Raw genomic sequence first — 19,844 nt, 5'->3', positions numbered from 1 at the left:
GTTGTTTTTGAAACTCCTTTATTTGGGAATCCAGAATTTTGCCAAGCTATTAAATCACGTGTCTCAACCACTGTAGTAAAAATAGCTTTGAGGAGCTGTAAAAGGCTAAAAAAACACTACTGCAAAACTACTAAAACTGCATGCTGCTGGGGGAATTCAGAGGATTCATTCAGGCTTTTAAAAATTTCAACCGATGACTTGCATATTTTTCAGATATCGGGACATAATGAAAAATGAACATCATTTAAGTATGACTTTCTGTGTTTTTTCAATACCATTGGCCAAAACAGCTTTTACAAAATAAACTCCTGAGGTCTTGTTGGTATTATTTAAGGTTAGCTGATGTCTATTTATGTCCGTCCTAGTTATGATCACTCTTCCTAGTATATCATAAACCGTCACACTGGAAACAACATCCTTACCTGAACTGATTTTGATATATTCTCCTTCCGGTGCAGAAATCATGATAGTTCCCAAATTGAATTCAGGGTTGGTTAAGGTGTACTCTGTAAATCTTAAAATGAACCTATCATTGAGCAACCCCAAATTCCCCGAAAAGCTATATGGTGACTGTTTTAAATCGTGAATGGTATTTAAATAGGTATCCTCTAAATAGATGCCTTGTCCCACATCCATAAACAAACCATCCAAAGAATTAATGGCTATGGTGAAAATATCATCTTCTGGCAAATACATGCCAAGAGGAATGGTATCGTCCTGATTAAAAGGAAGTGAACGCCCTTGAATGGACAGTTTATCATCACTATTGATAGTATAGAAACTTAAATCGGTAGAGCTTACTTCAAAGCCATCGTACAAACGGTCAAAATTATTGGTGGCTCCTTCTATATATCCCAATAGTAGCGTATTTGCAATATTGTTTGAATTGGACAGATTTAACCAAATTCTATGACGTTCAATCAACATAGTTTCATCTGCACTGTCCGTATCTTGAGTATTGGAATTTGTATTGTTTTGTCTAAAAAAACTACTGTTATTATATTCTGAAGAATATGTTCTCATACTATTATTAAACGTAACTGTTGAATTTAAAACCGTAGTGCTATGGTTCATCAAAACGAAAAAACCTTGACCTGAAGCAATATGTAAATCATCATAGCCAGGAGGGTTTGATCCTGAACTATTATATTCTATATAATTGTCAGCAGAATAATTATAAACATAATCTTCATAAAATGGATCTCCTACATCTGCACTAGGCAAAGACTCATGCTGCCATAGGTATACCGTACCATTGATATCGGTGTTATAGGCCACAAAGGCATCTGAAGAAATTGCGGAAGGATAGGGATTCCCTATTAAATTCCAATTGTCGTCGTCATTATATGCCAAGGTTCCCAAAGAACTATTTCCTTGATAGCCTGGATCTCCAACCTCATTATATCCGCCTTGCTGGATAGGCATTTCAATAACTCCGTTATTTGCTTCACCCGAAAACAATACGGTATTGGGTGTTACCGCAATTGCTGTATCAGGAGTTAAATTATTTGAAACCGTTTCTGATGTACCGGAAAGCCCTCTTATGATGTAACCTTTCCCAATCGTCATTAAACCTGAGGCATTTTCCCAATATCCATGATTACCCACTCCATAACCTGATACGGTAGGGTTCCATTCAAAAATCAAGCCTGAACTGGTTCCAGGAGAAACATTTCCTACATTAAAGTCATTTACAGGGCTAGACCAATACACATATTCCAGACTATTAACGCTCGTAAAGTTGGAATTCGGTGCTCGTTGCACGTATATGTTTCCGATGTTGAAGTTGTTATCATCAATTTGAATTAGGCTTGCATTGTTTTTTATATTGAAAACAGCGCTTCCTTGAACATCAATCCATTTATCAATAATCAACTCCGAACTATTAAGCTCTAAATAGGCATTATCCTTTAACGTTAAACTTAAACCATACCCCGGCTGAGGTGTAATGGAATTCTCAGAATAAACTAAAATTGGATCGTTTGGAGTAGTGATATTGTCTGGAATAACGATACAGTCTTGCAAAGTTGGCACTTCGTTTGGGGACCAATTTTCCGGGACGTTCCAATCTGTATTGACAGATCCGTTCCATACCGTGCAGCAACTTACCTCAGCTTCCCAACCACTGAGTGCCGTTGTACCATCGGAAGTAAACACAAATGTAAGACACCCATTTGCATTTGTTGCCGTGATGGACTGCCCCACGAGGTTGGCTGTTCCATCTGTAGGCGATTGATAACAGAAACCATCCGTTCCTGGTCCCAAACCCAAGCTTGCGGGGGTTATTTGAGGATACGTGTCATCAGGTCCATCATAAACTCTCAAATTATCGAAACAATAATTAGCTCCCGCCCCCTCTACTTGAAAACTAGTAAAAGTAACCGTTACATCAGAGCCTTCAGTTTCTGGACAAATTGTAATACTACGACTTTCATTGTTTGAATAATTTGCAGAAATTCCGCCTGAATCATAAAAACTATCACCGCATTGAGGAGGACAACTTATTTGAAAGATGACATTATTACTTGACGTCGTTTCAGTATCCAATAATATATAATAGGTTACGCCTCCAGTAAGCGTGAATGTAGAACTCCCTTGATCATTCCCTTCCAAATGCGCTATACAGGTCCAGTTGTTAGCATTACATCCATCATTGGCTTCCTTATACAAATAGTTAATATGAGCGTCACTCCCCGACCCAGAGGTTGAAATTTGTGATATACTGTATTCTGCCGTAACGGAAGGGGTAAAAGTGTACAAAGCTTCTTGCCCCTCAAGATCCCAAGATCCGCAGGGGTTATTATCAAAAAAACCTGTCCCGCCAGTTATAAAGGCAGTCTCATTTGTACTACATGATAACTCAGGAAGGGTTGAGGGATTTGAGCAGGGAGATACCAATGGAATGGTACAAATCTCAAAACTCGCATTATAATTACCAACGCTAGAAGTCATAACTTGAACATAATATGTAGCCCCAGGGATTAACCCTGTAGCTGTACTGTTGTTAGGAAATGAACACAGAGGCATACTGACAGGACTTGAGCAACTACCTTCGTATACAGCATGGAATAAATTAGTCGTATTTCCGGAGACATTTTCAATGTTAATAGAGTGAGATGTCTCTTGAGCCACAAAACTAAACCAGATATCATCGTCATCTCCGGACGTATTACAGTTTGCACTGCCGATGTTGGAATCTGTTGCAAAAAGAGTGTTTCCATAAGCACTCATACAGTCGCCAGAAACATCCAATGCAATAGCGTTGCAAGGGTCGTCGTTTAATGGTGGGACTCCAACACAAATATCAAAATCGACAATCGTTGGCTGTTGACTTAAAGTACTTGAATCTGCCCAGGAATACACTTGTATAAAATATGTTTGCCCAACAGAAAGCCCTGTAACCATGCTGTCATTGGGATTGGAGCAACTACCAGAAACCATATTTAAGGAACCACATGCATTACTGTAAACGGCATGAACTAAATCTGTATAGGTACCCGTAACATCCAAAATGCTGATGGTATGGGTTGTGGAGGTGGCAACAAAACTAAACCACACGTCATCATTGGGCACTCCTGTAGTACAATCGCCAATCCCCGAAGCTGTAGCAAATGTTAATTGCCCCTGTGTAGCAAGGGAACAGGAATTATCTGTATTTACGATTAAGGAAATAGGGCTATCACAGTTATCATTTGCTGGCGGTGTGGGAGCTGTTGAAGTTAATGAGATATTGTCAATCCCCGCTGGTGGGTTGGTTCCTATGGAACTATCGTTTCGCCATTCAAAAACCAACCTAAAGGTAGTACCTGCATAGCTAGATGGAATTGTTACGGATTCATTATTCCATGTAGATTGCCCTCCATAATTGTTTTGACCAATACTAGTCCCTCCACTATTCGTCGTGGATATTTGCGTGCCACTATTTGGGATGTAGGATACAGGAACCAACCAAACTCTCATATAATCAAAACCTGACTCTCCCCTACTTATCCAATCAAAATTTAACTGAATAAAGGTTTCTCCCGCAGGTATGGATATATATCTATAAATATGGGAAACACTTGAACTATTATTGGCATATACATGTGGAGGAATCGCTAACGAGGAACTATTGGAAATATAGGCCGCATTGGTTCCACTAAAGCCCGATGTTGCTCCTGTACTACAAACCCATTGATTGGTTTGTGAACTATTGTTGGACCAACCATTTATTGCAAATGTATCACCCGTTTCAAAACCACCATCCCCTAAAGGATCTATAAGTGTTGTTTGGCCAATAATTGCATTTGAGAAAAGAGCTGATAGAAAACAAAATAATAATGTGGAATAACCATGTTTGTAGTTAACTAAATCTAATGGGGTTAAAAGGGAATTGTATTTCACTGTTTTTAAATTTTACTATTTATTTTTAAGCTCAGTAACCCAAATACCATCTAGTTTACTTTGCCCTTACATTTATTTTCTTGACTTACATCAAAAAAAAACACGATATTCCACCAATAAAAAGCACCTCAATATGAGTTTTGAAATCCAGTCGTATTTTTCAGTTCTGATGAAAAAGAGTTTTTGTAGACCTTCAAAAAGAAGCATGAATCCTACAATCAAAAACCAAGAAGTAAATGTAATTTTTTAAGGACTCTAGGGTATCCGCAACACTACTACAAAACTACTATAATCATGTTTTTAAGCCATTTGACGTTTTTCCTGAGTGCAATTGGATTTATTCTTTTTATTGTAAGAAGCAATAAGCAAGAGCCGTTTGAATTATTCTTGACGTTCTTTTCGTTTCTATTTTTTTCTTCTTTGGGAGTGTGGTTGTATTTGGAATATTATTACACCGACCAATCTTTAATGGTTTTAGATTTCTATGGGATCATAAATGAAAATTTCGCCTTGCTGGCTCCCGTATTTTGTGCTGCACTATTTGGAAAATCGGTACCAAAATCTAAAATCTTTAAGTATTTCGGACTTCTAATTCTTGTAGGCGTTGGCTTTGCCATCATACATCTTTTAATTTCCCAAGATGACACCAGGCACCTCATTTTTTATCCCACCAACAAGAATATGCATATTAATGCCATAGTGCAGTTAATCTACAATATATCACTGCTGTGTCTTTTCATTTATTATTTAAGAAAAATCAATGTGAATAAAGGGCCCGAGCTCTTTGATGGCGTGTATAAAAAGGTGTTCAGTGTTCTTTTTATAGTCTATTACATTTTAGACAACCTATTTTTTATATCAATTTTGGTGTATTTCAACGACATCAAGGTCTTTAAACAAATGTATTACATCACCTTGGTTTCAAATTTAATAATGACCCTTTTAATTATAACCTTGGCCATTTATACCAATTGGTTGTTTTTAATCACTAGGTTTAAGCGTAATTGGCAAAAAGATCATGGCAACCAAGAAGAACCTACTACCCTAGACAACAAACCGTTCATCCTTTCCAATCAAAGAGATAGGATTACGAATTGGAATGACTTCAAGCAAAATCATATAAATGAATATGAAAGTGTTATTTCCAATATCGAATCATTAGAGTTTTTAACGAAAACAGAAAAGCTTTATGCTGCCCTGCAACCTTTCAACCTAGCCCATAAAGAACTGGCCGATCTATTAAGTGTCTCCCTCAGAACCATTGAAACCAACTTTTATAGATTGCGGGTGAAACTTCGGAAACAGGGCTATACAGAAGATTACCCCTACCAACAAAATTGAAATTACTAGTCTTACACATTAATGAAAATAAACCTCTTCAAACCTAGATATCCAAAAATTTACTGAAAGAACTTCCATCAAATTCTTACAATTAAAGACACCTTACCACAAGGTGTTTTTTTATGTTAATTTTTTCATTTATTATGCATGCATAATAAATAATTGTTATATTTGAGAGAACGAAACACTATTCATGAAAGACAAAACCATAGACTATGTCCTGAGAACCACTTGGTTGGCAGTAAACAAAATGTATAATGATGAAGCTGCAAAATTTGAGACAACTATGGCCACAGGTTTTACCCTATTAAGCATCGACCCAGAAAAAGGAACACCATCTACCTCATTGGGCCCAAAAATGGGTATGGAGGCCACTAGTTTGTCACGCATTTTAAAAACCATGGAAACTCGTGGACTTATAGAACGAAAACCTAACCCCGAAGATGGTCGTGGGGTGTTGATTCACCTTACTCCCTTCGGGAAAGAAAAAAGAGAACTGTCCAAAGATCGCGTACTCACATTTAACGACGCCGTAAAAAAACATATCTCTCCAGAAAAAATGGCCCATTTCTATGAGGTGGCCGAAACGATCAACGATTTAATTTCCAATAAAAAAATATTTAACCAAAACGAAAGATCATAATTTAAAATGAGCAAACGTATCATAAAAAAAGTGGCCGTTATCGGCTCTGGAATTATGGGAAGCGGCATTGCTTGCCACTTCGCCAATATTGGCGTTGAAGTCCTGCTTTTGGACATCGTGCCCAGAGAACTTAACGACACCGAAAAAGCCAAAGGTTTGACGCTAAACGATGCTGTCGTGCGCAACCGTTTGGTAAACGATGCCTTAAAGGCTGCCCTAAAATCTAAGCCATCCCCTATATATCACCAAAGTTTTGCAAACCGCATCCAAACTGGAAATCTTGAGGACGACATTGCCAAAGTGGCCAATGTCGATTGGATTATTGAAGTGGTTGTAGAACGTTTGGACATTAAAAAATCGGTTTTTGAAAACCTGGAAAAGTACAGAACTCCTGGAACCTTAATCACGTCCAATACCTCTGGGATTCCTATCCATTTTATGAGTGAAGGCCGAAGTGAGGATTTCCAAAATCACTTTTGCGGAACGCATTTCTTCAATCCAGCACGCTACCTAAAATTGTTCGAAATCATTCCTGGCCCAAAAACTTCACCTGAAGTCTTGGCATTCCTAAATGGTTATGGCGAACAATACTTAGGAAAAACTTCGGTGGTTGCTAAAGATACGCCGGCCTTTATAGGTAACCGAATTGGGATTTTTGGCATCATGAGCCTGTTCCACCAAGTGAAGGAACTTGGCTTGACCATTGAAGAAGTTGATAAACTTACTGGACCAGTGATAGGAAGACCTAAATCGGCCACCTTCCGTACGGTAGATGTGGTTGGCTTGGATACCTTAGTACATGTAGCCAATGGTCTTTACGAGAATTGCCCAAATGATGAAGCCCATGAGCTATTCAAACTTCCAGGCTTTATAAACACCATGATGGAAAACAAATGGTTGGGAAGCAAAACAGGCCAAGGATTCTACAAAAAAGTAAAAGCCGATGATGGCTCAAGTGAAATCCTTTCCTTGGACTTGGATACATTAGAATACCGTTCTAAAAAATCGGCAAAATTTGCCACTTTGGAACTTACCAAAACGGTTGATAAAGTTATAGACCGCTTCCCTATTCTGGTATCTGGTAAAGATAAGGCAGGTGAATTCTACAGAAAGAACTTTGCGGCCATGTTTGCCTACGTATCCCATAGAATCCCCGAAATCACCAATGAACTCTATAAAATAGATGACGCCATGAAAGCCGGCTTTGGTTGGGAACATGGTCCGTTTCAAATTTGGGATGCCATAGGACTTGCCAAGGGTATTGAATTGATGCAACAAGAAAGTTTGGCACCTGCACCTTGGGTTAGTGACATGCTTTCCTCAGGAAGTACTTCTTTCTACACAGTGAAAGATGGCGCCACCTATTGTTACGATATCCCTTCCAAAACGCAATTAAAAGTTCCTGGACAGGATGCCTTTATCATTTTAGATAACATCCGAAAATCCAATGAAGTCTTTAAAAACTCTGGCGTGGTGATTGAAGATTTGGGTGACGGTATATTGAACTGTGAATTCCAAAGTAAAATGAACACCATTGGTGGTGATGTGTTGGCAGGACTCAACAAAGCCATTGATCTAGCTGAAAAAGATTTTGATGGTTTGGTAATTGGTAACCAAGGAGCCAATTTCTCGGTTGGTGCCAACATCGGTATGATTTTTATGATGGCAGTAGAACAGGAATACGACGAATTAAACATGGCCATCAAGTATTTTCAGGATACCATGATGCGTATGCGCTATTCTTCCATTCCAACCATTTCAGCCCCTCACGGCATGACTTTAGGTGGTGGCTGTGAGCTTTCACTTCATGCCGATAAAGTGGTAGCTGCTGCCGAGACTTATATGGGACTTGTAGAATTCGGTGTAGGTGTCATCCCTGGTGGTGGTGGTTCCAAGGAAATGACTTTGAGAGCTTCGGATACCTTCAGAAAAAATGATGTTGAATTGAATGTCCTACAAGAATATTTTATGGCTATTGGTATGGCAAAAGTATCTACTTCTGCCTATGAAGCCTTTGATTTTGGCGTGCTCCAAAAAGGTAAAGATGTAGTCGTAGTTAACAAAGACCGACAAATTGCTACTGCTAAAGCCTACGCCCGACTTATGGCCGACCAAGGTTACACGCAACCAATCAAACGCAATGATGTGAAGGTGCTAGGAAAACAAGCTTTGGGAATGTTCTTGGTAGGAATTGACTCTATGCAGGCGGGTCATTACATTTCGGAACACGACAAAAAGATTGCCACCAAACTAGCCTATGTGATGGCAGGAGGCGATTTATCAGAAGCGTCATTGGTTAGCGAACAGTATTTATTGGATTTAGAACGTGAAGCCTTTTTAAGTCTTTGTACCGAACGTAAAACATTAGAACGCATTCAACATATGCTAAAAACAGGAAAACCATTGCGCAATTAATTGCTCAGTATTGAGATATTAGAATTAAGTAGTTAGACATGCATAACATTCAAGAATTAAAAATTTGGCAGAAAGCAATGGAATTGTCCAAGGCCACTTACATGCTTCGCTTGGATATGCCTACTGACGAAAAATTTGGATTGACATCTCAAATAAAGCGAAGTGCTATTTCTATTCCTTCAAATATTGCTGAAGGTGCAGGAAGAAATTCCAATAATGAATTTAAACACTTCTTAAGTATTGCGAACGGTTCAACATATGAATTGCAGACACAATTACTTTTAATATCAGAATTAAATTTACTCAACAAGAATAACGTACAACCCCTTATTGAGTTATGTATTGAAATTCAAAAAATGAATTATTCGTTTCAGCAAAAGCTCTGAATCTTAATACTAAAATCTCAATACTCAATACTAAAAACATGAAAACCGCATATATAGTAAAAGGATATAGAACCGCTGTAGGGAAAGCCCCTAAAGGAGTTTTCCGTTTTAAAAGGCCCGATGAATTGGCTGCGGAAACCATACAGTACATGATGGACCAACTCCCTGAATTTGACAAAACCCGTATTGACGATGTCATTGTTGGAAACGCCATGCCTGAGGCCGAGCAAGGTCTTAATATGGGCCGCTTGATTTCCCTCATGGGATTGAAAATTGAAGACGTACCGGGTGTGACTGTCAACCGCTATTGTGCCTCTGGAATAGAAACCATCGGTATTGCCACGGCAAAAATACAAGCTGGTATGGCCGACTGTATTATTGCCGGTGGAGCCGAAAGTATGAGCTACATTCCTATGGGTGGCTACAAACCGGTACCGGATTATGCTGCCGCCAAAGCTGGACATGAAGACTACTATTGGGGTATGGGATTAACCGCTGAAGCCGTTGCAAAGCAATTTAAAGTCTCCAGAACAGATCAGGACGAATTTGCCTTTAACTCCCATATGAAAGCTTTAAAAGCGCAGGCAGAAGACCGCTTTCAGGATCAAATTGTCCCCATTAATGTAGAACAAGTTTATATCGACGAAAATGGCAAAAAAGCCTCAAAAACCTATACTGTTACCAAAGATGAAGGACCAAGAAAAGACACCAATCTAAATGCTTTATCTAGGTTAAGACCTGTATTTGCTGCCGATGGTAGCGTAACAGCAGGGAACTCTTCACAAATGAGCGATGGCGCTGCTTTTGTAATGGTAATGAGTGAAGATTTGGTAAAGGAACTCAACTTGGAGCCTATTGCCCGTTTGGTCAATTATGCCGCGGCCGGTGTTGAACCTCGTATAATGGGAATTGGCCCCGTAAAAGCCATTCCAAAAGCATTGAAGCAGGCAGGTCTGAAACAAGAAGACCTCAGCCTTATAGAGCTTAACGAAGCCTTCGCATCTCAATCCATAGCCGTAATCCGCGAATTGGAACTGAACCCAAACATCGTCAATGTCAATGGTGGTGCTATTGCACTAGGACACCCACTGGGATGCACAGGAGCCAAACTTTCCGTGCAATTGTTTGACGAAATGCGCAAACGTGATATGAAAGGCAAATACGGTGCTGTTACCATGTGTGTGGGAACAGGGCAAGGTGCCTGTGGAATTTTTGAATTTTTAAATTAGAATTGAGATATGAGATGTGAGTAGTGAGAAGCTTAGCCTCAATACTCAATACTAACTACTAAAATCTTTAAACATATGGAAACTACAGAAAAAGATATTTTAAGAGGCGGACAGTTTTTGGTTAAGGAAACCAACTGTGACGACGTGTTTACTCCTGAAGATTTTTCAGAGGAACAATTAATGATGAAGGAAGCGGTTATGGAATTCAACGACCGTGAAATCATCCCGAACAAACCTCGTTTTGAGGCCAAGGATTACGCCCTAACCGAAGAGGTAATGAAAAAAGCTGGAGAACTTGGCTTTTTAGGGGTTGCCGTTCCTGAGGAATATGGCGGACTTGGTATGGGCTTTGTCTCTACCATGCTAACCTGCGACTATATTTCCAGCGGAACAGGTTCCTTCAGTACGGCTTTTGGAGCTCATACTGGGATAGGTACCATGCCTATCACGCTTTATGGAACCGAAGAACAAAAACAAAAATATGTTCCTAGGTTGGCTACTGGGGAATGGTTTGGAGCCTATGCCCTTACAGAACCTGGGGCTGGTAGTGATGCCAATTCAGGAAAAACGACGGCCCAACTTTCAGAGGACGGGAAAAGCTATAAGATCAACGGACAAAAAATGTGGATCTCCAATGCGGGGTTCTGTAATATGTTCATTGTATTTGCGCGAATAGAGGATGACAAATACATCACTGGATTTATTGTTGAAAACGATCCCAAAAACGGAATCTCCCTAGGGGAAGAAGAGCACAAATTGGGCATCCACGCTTCTTCTACACGTCAAGTGTTTTTTAGTGATACCGTTGTGCCTGTAGAAAATATGCTTGCTGGACGTGGAGAAGGTTTTAAAATCGCCATGAATGCCCTAAACATTGGTCGTATTAAATTGGCTGCCGCTTGTTTGGATTCACAGCGACGTATTACTACCACTGCTGTACAATATGCCTCCGAGCGTAAACAGTTCAAAACGCCTATTGCTAATTTTGGCGCTATTAAGCTAAAAATAGCAGAAATGGCTACCAATGCCTATGTAGGCGAATCGGCCTGTTACAGGGCTGCTAAAAATATTGAGGATCGTATTGCCTTAAGAATGGACGCCGGAAATTCCCACCAAGAAGCCGAGCTTAAAGGTGTCGAGGAATATGCCATAGAATGTTCTATTTTGAAGGTTTCCGTATCGGAAGATGTACAAAACTGTGCCGATGAAGGAATCCAAATTTTTGGAGGTATGGGATTCTCTAAAGACACGCCAATGGAAGCTGCTTGGAGAGATGCCCGTATTGCCCGTATTTATGAAGGAACCAACGAGATTAACCGAATGTTATCGGTGGGTATGCTGATTAAAAAAGCCATGAAAGGCCATGTAGACTTATTAGGACCTGCTATGAAGGTACAAGAGGAACTTATGGGTATTCCTTCGTTTGACACCCCAGATTATTCAGAATTGCTTTCAGAAGAAAAGGCCATGATTGCCAAACTGAAAAAGGTGTTCTTGATGGTTGCCGGAGCTGCGGTTCAAAAATTTGGGCCAGACTTGGAAGCACATCAACAATTGTTGTTAGCGGCATCTGATATTTTGATTGAAATCTATATGGCGGAATCAGCTATTTTAAGAGCTGAGAAAAATGCCAAACGCTTTGGAGAAGAAGCCCAAGCTTCACAAATTGCCATGGCCAAACTGTATTTGTACCACGCCGTAACCACGATAGAGCAAAATGGACGTGAAGGTATTATTTCATTTGCGCAAGGAGATGAGCAACGCATGATGTTAATGGGACTGAAACGTTTTACCAAATACGCAAACTACCCAGACATTGTTGCGTTACGTAACAGCATCGCCGAAAAGGTAACTGCCGAAAATAAATACTGCTTCTAAATATGTTCTGACTAATTCAAAATTTTAAGTTTTACAGAAGCAGAAAAGCCAATTCATTAATTTGAATTGGCTTTTTTAATTTACCTATCTTTAAAATTTCAAGATATAAAATATGAAACCATTTTTAATTGCATTTATAGTTTGTTTCAGTCTGAACATTATAGCCCAACCCAATACCGATGTATTTCTGTTTGATCTTGACCAGTTCTCTGGTAAATTGGAACTTTCCAATATCCAAAATATTTCCAACAAAGAAGGTTATGACAACCAACCGTCGTTTCTAGATAACTACACCCTAGTCTTTTCTTCCACTAGAAATGGTCAAACCGATATAGCCCAATACAATTTGAAAACAGGTGAGACAACTTGGCTTTGTAACACCGAAGGCAGTGAATACTCCCCCATTAAAATCCCTGGTAAAAAAGCTGTTTCTGCAATCAATTTAGGATTGGATAACAGCCAAAAATTATACAGCCACAGTTTGAATGATGACTCCTCGGAAGTTCTCATAGATAATTTACTGATTGGCTATCATGTTTGGAAAGACAAAAGCACCTTGTTTTTAGCTGTTTTAGAGCCAGACATGCTTTCGTTGGTGGAATACAACCTAAAACATCACAAAGCAGATACCATCCAAAGGAATATTGGTCGCTCCCTACTCAACATTCCCAACTCCAATTTGATAAGTTACGTTTCGAAAGAAACTCCACAATGGGAAATCCGTTCGTTTAATCCAAAAACAAACAAATCCTCTCTTATTGCCCAAACTCTTCCCGAAAGTGAAGATCTTGTTTGGTTAGAAGATGGTAGTATCCTAATGGCCAAAAACGAGGACATCTATCTCCTAAATCCTAAACAAGGAAAAGAATGGGTTCAAATTGCAAGTTTAAAAGAGTTAAACCTTCACAACATTACCAGAATGACGGTTAGTCCAGACGGTACAAAGCTGGCGGTTGTAGCAGAAAATGCTGCCACACTTCTCGAACCCAAACTAGATAATATTGCATGGATTTCTGGCAACTGGAAAGGCGAAGCCTTTGGAGGACAAACTGAAGAAAACTGGAGCGAACCTTCGGGAGGCTCCATGATGGCTACTTTTAAACTTATCAACGATGGTAAAGTCTCCTTTTATGAAATTGAAATCATCCGTGAAGTCAATAATACCTTGATTCTTCAACTAAAACATTTTAAAAATGACTTAACTGGCTGGGAAGAAAAGGACGAAACGGTAGATTTCCCCTTAAAAGAAATCACCCCTACAAAAGTTGTTTTTGAAGGGATGACCTTTGAAAAAATTAGCGACACCGAAATGAATGTCTATGTGGCTATCCACAATAAATCTGGTGAAGTGGAAACTGTGAAATTCAATTATAAAAAATCCAACTAAGGCTTAACGCATCTTGTCCAATACGCGCTCATCATCGGTGACATTGGACAAGTTGATGGCGGTTTCTATCAAGGCTAAATGCGAATAGGCCTGAGGAAAATTACCCAACAAACGTTTGGTTTTAAAATCGATATCCTCACTGAACAATCCTAAATGATTACTATAGGACAATAATCTATCAAACCATTGTTTTGCTTTTTGCACCTCTCCTATTTTGTACAAGCTATTGATAAACCAAAACGTACAAATGGTAAAAGAGGACGATGGTAAGCCAAAATCGTCCATGTTTTTATAGCGATACAGCAACCCATCATTACTCAAATCGCGCTCAATAGCATTTACCGTACTGATGTATTTCGGGTCCCTTGCGTCAATAAAACCATAAGGCTCCATCAACAACACGGACGCATCTAGATCGTGAGAACCGTAAGACTGTGTAAAAGCCTTGGCTTTCTCACTCCAAGCCTTATCCATAATGTCCTGTTTAATTTCGGAGGCTATCTTTTTCCATTTGGTGACTTTGTTCTGTTTGTTCAATAACTCAGCTACCTTGATGGCCTTGTCTACGGCCACCCAACACAGCACTTTTGAAAAAGTAAAATGCCTGTCTTCTGCCCTAAATTCCCAAATCCCTTTATCGGCTTCTTTCCAGTGACGATTCACTACCCAAACAATTCCTTTGGTAATGGTCCAAATCTCCTCGGTATGCTCTATATCCATAGAAAAATTGACAAACTGTTGGTGAATCACGTCCATCAAGATCCCGTAAATGTCATTCTGCTTCTGCTTATAAGCGGCATTACCCACACGTACCGGAGTGGAATTTTTATATCCGCTTAAATGCCCCAAAGTAACTTCGGTGAGCATTTTCTCTTTATTGATTCCGTACATGATCTGGAGCTTCTCATCCTTATCTGGAATCAAATCCATAATGAACTTTAAATACCGCTTGGCAATATTTTTATGCCCTAATTTGGATACCACTTTAATCACCATAGAAGCATCCCTAATCCAACAGAACCTATAATCCCAATTACGGACTTCACCTATAGTTTCTGGTAAAGACGTGGTAGCAGCCGCCAATACAGCCCCCGTTTTGTCATAGGTCAGCAATTTCAAGGTTAAGGCACTTCTAGCAATTTCCTTTTGGTAACGTTTGTATTTTGGAGTCCGGTCCATCCAATTCAACCAATATACTTTGGTGCGCTGATGTTCCAAATACATACTCTCTACAGTAGTTTCAAATACCTTTTCATTATAGCCCACCAAAAAATAGCCATCTTCTGTAAGCTCTATTGGCTCTCCATTGACGATCTTTTCCTTATCAAAATTGGAATATAAAAACAGGGTGTCAAATTTATCTCCATAAGTTAAACTCACTATAAAATGTTCCTTAATGTACATTTCGGTTACCCCTTTCGCATATTCCAGTTTGGGGTTGTACAGCACTCTAAACGTTGGTTTCCCCGAAATATATTGAATGTACCTAATGATCTCCGGTGGCGACTGATAGCCTCCATGAGCCTTGTAATAACGTGGCATAAAATCATGCACTTCAAATACATCATTGCCACTACTAAAGGTGGTTACCAAAATTGTAGTATTCTCAATATATTTTTGGGTAATTGTATAGGATTCATCCACCAAAATCTCAAAACTTCCCCCAATATTTTCATCCAATAATTTCGCGAATACTGAAGAGGAATCGAATTCCGGAAGGCAACACCATTCTATAGCTCCTGTTTTAGAGACCAATGCAGCGCTTCTGCAGTTCCCTATGATACCGTAGTCTAAGTTGTTCATTAATTCTTTTTTCTTTTTTGATATGGAAAACGTTCAATTTTTCATTAAATTAACAAAATTCACAGTATAAACAATTTTATAAATCAAAATTCATGAGTAAAACCATCATCGTATCCAACAGACTACCATTGCAGGTTAAAATAGAACAGAATTCCCTGAACATTGTCCCGAGCGTAGGAGGACTTGCCACAGGAATGAAATCGGTTCATGCAGATGGCAATGGCATTTGGATAGGATGGTCTGGATTGACCGAAGAGGAATTGGACGAGAACCTTTCAAAAGAAGTCGATAAAGCCATTAAGAAAGAAAAATGTGTGGCCGTTCCGCTAAACGAAGAAGATGTTGAGAATTTTTATTATGGATTCAGTAACAAAACCCTTTGGCCTCTTTTCCACTACTTCATGGAATACACCGAATTTGAAAAAGACCAATGGGACTCCTACACCGAAGTGAACCAAAAATTTGCCGATGTGGTTGTGGAGAACCTTGAAGATGGCGATACGGTTTGGGTACACGATTATCAATTGTTACTGTTGCCTGAACTGATCAGGGACAAAAAACCCAATACTACCATTGGGTTCTTTTTGCACATCCCCTATCCTTCCTATGAAATCTTCAGAACCTTCCCTTGGCGTGAAGAACTTTTAAAAGGTATGTTGGGAGCCGATTTACTAGGCTTTCACACGTATGACTATGAACGCCACTTTTTAAGTTCGGTAAAACGTATTTTACGTTTGGATGTGAAATTCAATAAAATTACCTACGGCGATCGTACGGTGAAGGTAGACTCCTTCCCAATGGGAATTGACTATGCCAAGTTTCACGACGCAGCCCTTAGGCACAACCAAATGGGACCCAACGAAAAATCGGAATTGCAACGCCGATTGGATGACCATATCGAACAATCCCCTGACGCAAAAATGATTCTGTCTATAGACCGATTGGACTATACCAAAGGAATTCCAAACAGATTACGTGCCTTTGAATATTTCCTAAACAAATACCCTGAATTCAAGGAAAAAGTACGGTTGATCATGTTGGCCGTTCCCTCCCGATCCAATGTCCCACAATACCAACGCTTAAAGCGGGAAACCGATGAGTTGGTAGGGCGTATCAATGGTGAGTTTTCTACGGTAAGCTGGACGCCAATTTGGTACTTTTACAGAGCCATGCCTTTTGAAAATCTAATCGATCTATACACGTCTTCCGATGTGGCCATTATTACCCCACTCCGTGACGGGATGAATTTAGTAGCTAAGGAATATATCGCCACAAGAGTGAATGAAGATGGCGTGTTGATTTTAAGTGAAATGGCAGGAGCTTCCAAAGAAATGAATGAGGCACTGCTCATCAACCCCAATAACTTCGAGGACATCGCCAACACCTTAAAACAGGCTTTGGAAATGCCTTTGGAAGAACAGCACAAACGCACCAAAATTCTTCAAAAACGACTCAAACGCTACACCGTAGAAAAGTGGGCCGATGAATTTATGAAGTCTCTTAATGCAACCAAAGTAACCGAATCTGTTGCCGTGGCACAGCGCCTAGATGACAACCTACAAAAAGAGATGTTTGCCGATTATAAAAAAGCTAAAAAGAGACTCCTGTTCTTGGATTATGATGGCACCTTGGTTGGCTTTAAGGACAATCCAAAAGATGCCAGTCCAGATGAGCAGCTCTATGCCCTTTTGGACAAGTTAAGTCAACAAAAAAATACAGATTTGGTCATCATTAGCGGAAGGGATCAGGACACTTTTAACGAATGGTTTGGAAATAAAAATTACAATCTTATTACAGACCACGGAGTTTGGCTCAAACGTCCCGATAAAAACTGGGAAGCCTTGGAACACCTGAAAAATGATTGGATGGAAAACGTAAGGCCAATCTTGGAAACCTTTGTAGACCGCACCCCGGGAACCTTTATTGAAACCAAACAATACTCTTTGGCATGGCACTACCGAAAAGCCGATCCTGAATTGGCACAAATTCGTACTATGGAATTGAACACCGTCCTTACAGGATTGATTTCCAACGACAACCTCAGCGTACTTTCTGGAAACAAAGTCATCGAAATAAAAAGCAGTAATGTTAATAAAGGGCGTGCTTGCTTACGATTGATTCCAGAAGACACCTACGACTTTGTTTTTGCCATTGGAGATGACTGGACCGATGAATATATGTTTGAGGAATTGCCAAAATCGGCATATACTGTGAAAGTAGCTTCCAAAACCACCAAAGCCAAATACTACATCAAGGATACCGACGAGGTAAGGACATTGCTAGAAAAGTTTATAGCCAATTAGGTCCTTTGCACATGTCTCATATTCCGGAACTCTATTTTAAAACGCATGAAGAATGGCGGGAATGGCTCTTGGGCAACCACTCCCAATACAAGGGTGTTTACCTTATTTTTTATAAGGTAGGACATGACAATGATAGTATGCGTTGGGAAGAAGCTGTGAAAGTGGCCATTTGTTTTGGTTGGATTGATTCCACGGTAAAAAGTTTAGGAGATGGTAAACGACGACAATACTTCACCCCAAGAAATCCTAAAAGTGTATGGAGTGCCGTGAACAAACGCTACATCGAAGAGCTTTTGAAAGCCGACCTTATGCATGAAAGTGGTCTAAAAACAATAGCAATTGCCAAGGAAAATGGCAGTTGGACAAGTTTGGACGATGTTGAGAATGGCATCATTCCTGAAGATCTTCAAGAAGCTTTCAACCAACATCCCAAGGCTTTTAAGAATTACCAAAGCTTTGCACCTTCCTATAGAAAAAGCTATTTGTATTGGTTGAACCAAGCCAAACGTGAAGCCACTAGGGCCAAACGTATTTCAGAAATCGTACAACTGTGTGGTGACAATATTAAAAGTCGTGGAGGCTATTAAATACCTCCGAAAAAACTACCATAAGGATCTTTAAATTGTATGCCTTCGGTGAAACGGTATTTGCTCAATTGTTTAAATTCAACCAAAGCCCATAGTACAAACTCTTTTATAAAATACGTATCGGATGCCGTGATATCTGGAGCATATTCTTCCAACAAAGCGTCCAAGGGAGTGATGCTATCCAATAGCTGTTGATAATCCCTATCCGGCACATCGTCCAATAATTCAAAACCTTCCTTTTGATTAAAAAACCAAGACACAATATCATCATAAGGCGTGGCATCGCCTTCTTTTTTCAGTTTTTCAATTTTAGGGAACAGTTCCACAAACAAAGTTTTTACAGCATCCCCTATTAAATTGTAGGCCACTACTGAAGCTCCTTCCTGCTCTCCTTCATACACCAATTCCACCTTCCCCGTAATCGACGGGATGATTCCCATAAAATCTCCCACACGTACGGTAGTATTTTCATCTTCGCATTGCAAGGCCCGGCGTTCGGCGGTACTCAATAAATTTTCATAGGCGGTAATTCCCAATCTGGCACTCACGCCACTTTTGGCATCTATAAACTCACTTTCGCGTGCTTCAAAAGCCACTTGCTCGAGCAAGTCCTTTGCCAATTCAGGCACTATAATGTTTTCAGTTTGTCTTATATCCAATTTGGCTTCCTGTTGGGTAATGAGTTTTGCGGTTTCCAAATCTTGGGGATAATGGGTTAAAATCTGGGAACCAATACGGTCTTTAAGCGGTGTTACGATGCTACCCCTATTGGTGTAATCCTCTGGATTTGCCGTGAACACAAATTGAATATCCAAAGGCAAGCGCAATTTAAATCCACGAATCTGAATATCGCCTTCCTGCAAAATATTGAACAGCGCCACCTGTATTCTGGCCTGCAGATCAGGTAATTCATTAATCACAAAAATACACCGATTGGCCCTAGGAATCATCCCGTAATGAATTACACGATCATCGGCATAACTCAATTTAAGATTGGCCGCCTTTATAGGATCTACATCACCAATAATATCGGCAACCGTAACATCTGGCGTTGCCAATTTTTCGGCAAAGCGTTCACTGCGATGCAACCATACAATAGGCGTATCATCGCCTTTCTCCTTGATTAATTCTGTAGCATATCTAGACAAAGGCCTTTGGGGATCGTCATTGATTTCGGAACCTTCCACTACAGGAATATATTCATCCAACAAATTTACCATCAGCCGCGCCAATCTTGTTTTGGCCTGTCCTCGTAATCCTAATAAATTAATGTTATGTCGGGATAAAACGGCACGCTCCAATTCAGGTATTACCGTATGCTCATATCCGTGGACGCCTTCAAAAGTTTCCTCCTCCTCTTTAAGCTTTTCTATTAGATTATTCCGCAACTCATCTTTAATCGACTGGTATTTATACCCTGCCTTTTTTAAAGCTCCTAAAGTGGTAATGGCTGATATATTCATAGGTTTGATTTCTAGTTTTGGTTTAT

The 19,844-nt window shown here is 39.7% G+C and carries 12 protein-coding genes; 9 read left to right on the top strand and 3 right to left on the bottom strand.

The annotated features are described in order from the left end of the window. Positions 1–240: 240 nt before the first annotated feature. Positions 241–4,383, bottom strand: coding sequence for a DUF8693 domain-containing protein (locus AC6I5C_RS06130; RefSeq protein WP_497904398.1), 4,143 nt, complete (start codon positions 4,381–4,383; stop codon positions 241–243). Between the two features lie 294 nt (positions 4,384–4,677). On the opposite strand from AC6I5C_RS06130, the gene AC6I5C_RS06125 reads away from it, so the two are divergent. The 7 genes from AC6I5C_RS06125 (at position 4,678) to AC6I5C_RS06095 (ending at position 13,662) form a co-directional block, all read left to right on the top strand. Continuing rightward, a complete protein-coding gene (locus tag AC6I5C_RS06125; RefSeq protein WP_497904397.1) occupies positions 4,678–5,724 on the top strand; it encodes a hypothetical protein in 1,047 nt (348 codons plus the stop codon). A 193-nt stretch (positions 5,725–5,917) separates the two neighbouring features. Then, the gene (locus AC6I5C_RS06120) at positions 5,918–6,367 is read left to right on the top strand and encodes a MarR family winged helix-turn-helix transcriptional regulator (RefSeq protein ID WP_497904396.1); all 450 of its coding nucleotides are present in this window, start codon (positions 5,918–5,920) and stop codon (positions 6,365–6,367) included. Positions 6,368–6,373: 6 nt separating this feature from the next. Beyond that, positions 6,374–8,782: a 3-hydroxyacyl-CoA dehydrogenase/enoyl-CoA hydratase family protein gene (locus AC6I5C_RS06115; protein ID WP_497904395.1), complete on the top strand. Its 2,409-nt coding sequence runs from the start codon at positions 6,374–6,376 to the stop codon at positions 8,780–8,782. Positions 8,783–8,820: 38 nt separating this feature from the next. Beyond that, positions 8,821–9,168, top strand: coding sequence for a four helix bundle protein (locus tag AC6I5C_RS06110; protein ID WP_497904394.1), 348 nt, complete (start codon positions 8,821–8,823; stop codon positions 9,166–9,168). A 38-nt stretch (positions 9,169–9,206) separates the two neighbouring features. Continuing rightward, on the top strand, positions 9,207–10,397 hold the full coding sequence (locus AC6I5C_RS06105; RefSeq protein WP_497904393.1) for an acetyl-CoA C-acyltransferase: 1,191 nt from the start codon (positions 9,207–9,209) through the stop codon (positions 10,395–10,397). Between the two features lie 75 nt (positions 10,398–10,472). Then, positions 10,473–12,275, top strand: a complete 1,803-nt coding sequence (locus AC6I5C_RS06100; RefSeq protein ID WP_497904392.1) for an acyl-CoA dehydrogenase FadE — start codon at positions 10,473–10,475, stop codon at positions 12,273–12,275. Positions 12,276–12,387: 112 nt separating this feature from the next. Next, positions 12,388–13,662, top strand: coding sequence for a DUF6265 family protein (locus AC6I5C_RS06095; RefSeq protein WP_497904391.1), 1,275 nt, complete (start codon positions 12,388–12,390; stop codon positions 13,660–13,662). 3 nt (positions 13,663–13,665) lie between these two features. Here AC6I5C_RS06095 and AC6I5C_RS06090 read toward each other — a convergent pair whose 3' ends face one another. Next, positions 13,666–15,465: a glycoside hydrolase family 15 protein gene (locus AC6I5C_RS06090; RefSeq protein WP_497904390.1), complete on the bottom strand. Its 1,800-nt coding sequence runs from the start codon at positions 15,463–15,465 to the stop codon at positions 13,666–13,668. Positions 15,466–15,557: 92 nt separating this feature from the next. Between AC6I5C_RS06090 and AC6I5C_RS06085 the strand changes: the two genes are divergently transcribed. Both AC6I5C_RS06085 and AC6I5C_RS06080 read left to right on the top strand, forming a co-directional pair. Then, positions 15,558–17,768, top strand: coding sequence for a bifunctional alpha,alpha-trehalose-phosphate synthase (UDP-forming)/trehalose-phosphatase (locus tag AC6I5C_RS06085; protein WP_497904389.1), 2,211 nt, complete (start codon positions 15,558–15,560; stop codon positions 17,766–17,768). An 11-nt stretch (positions 17,769–17,779) separates the two neighbouring features. After that, entirely contained in the window at positions 17,780–18,355 is a 576-nt protein-coding gene (locus tag AC6I5C_RS06080) for a YdeI/OmpD-associated family protein (RefSeq protein ID WP_497904388.1), read from the top strand. On the opposite strand, the gene AC6I5C_RS06075 is transcribed toward AC6I5C_RS06080, so the two are convergent. Further along, positions 18,352–19,818 (bottom strand): magnesium chelatase, encoded by a 1,467-nt coding sequence (locus tag AC6I5C_RS06075; protein ID WP_497904387.1) that lies wholly within the window; start codon positions 19,816–19,818, stop codon positions 18,352–18,354. The two genes, AC6I5C_RS06080 and AC6I5C_RS06075, sit on opposite strands and share 4 nt — an antisense overlap. Between the last annotated feature and the right edge of the window lie 26 nt (positions 19,819–19,844).

This window comes from Mangrovimonas sp. sgz306409 (assembly GCF_059735265.1).
This window is presented reverse-complemented; position numbering and strand designations above follow the sequence as displayed.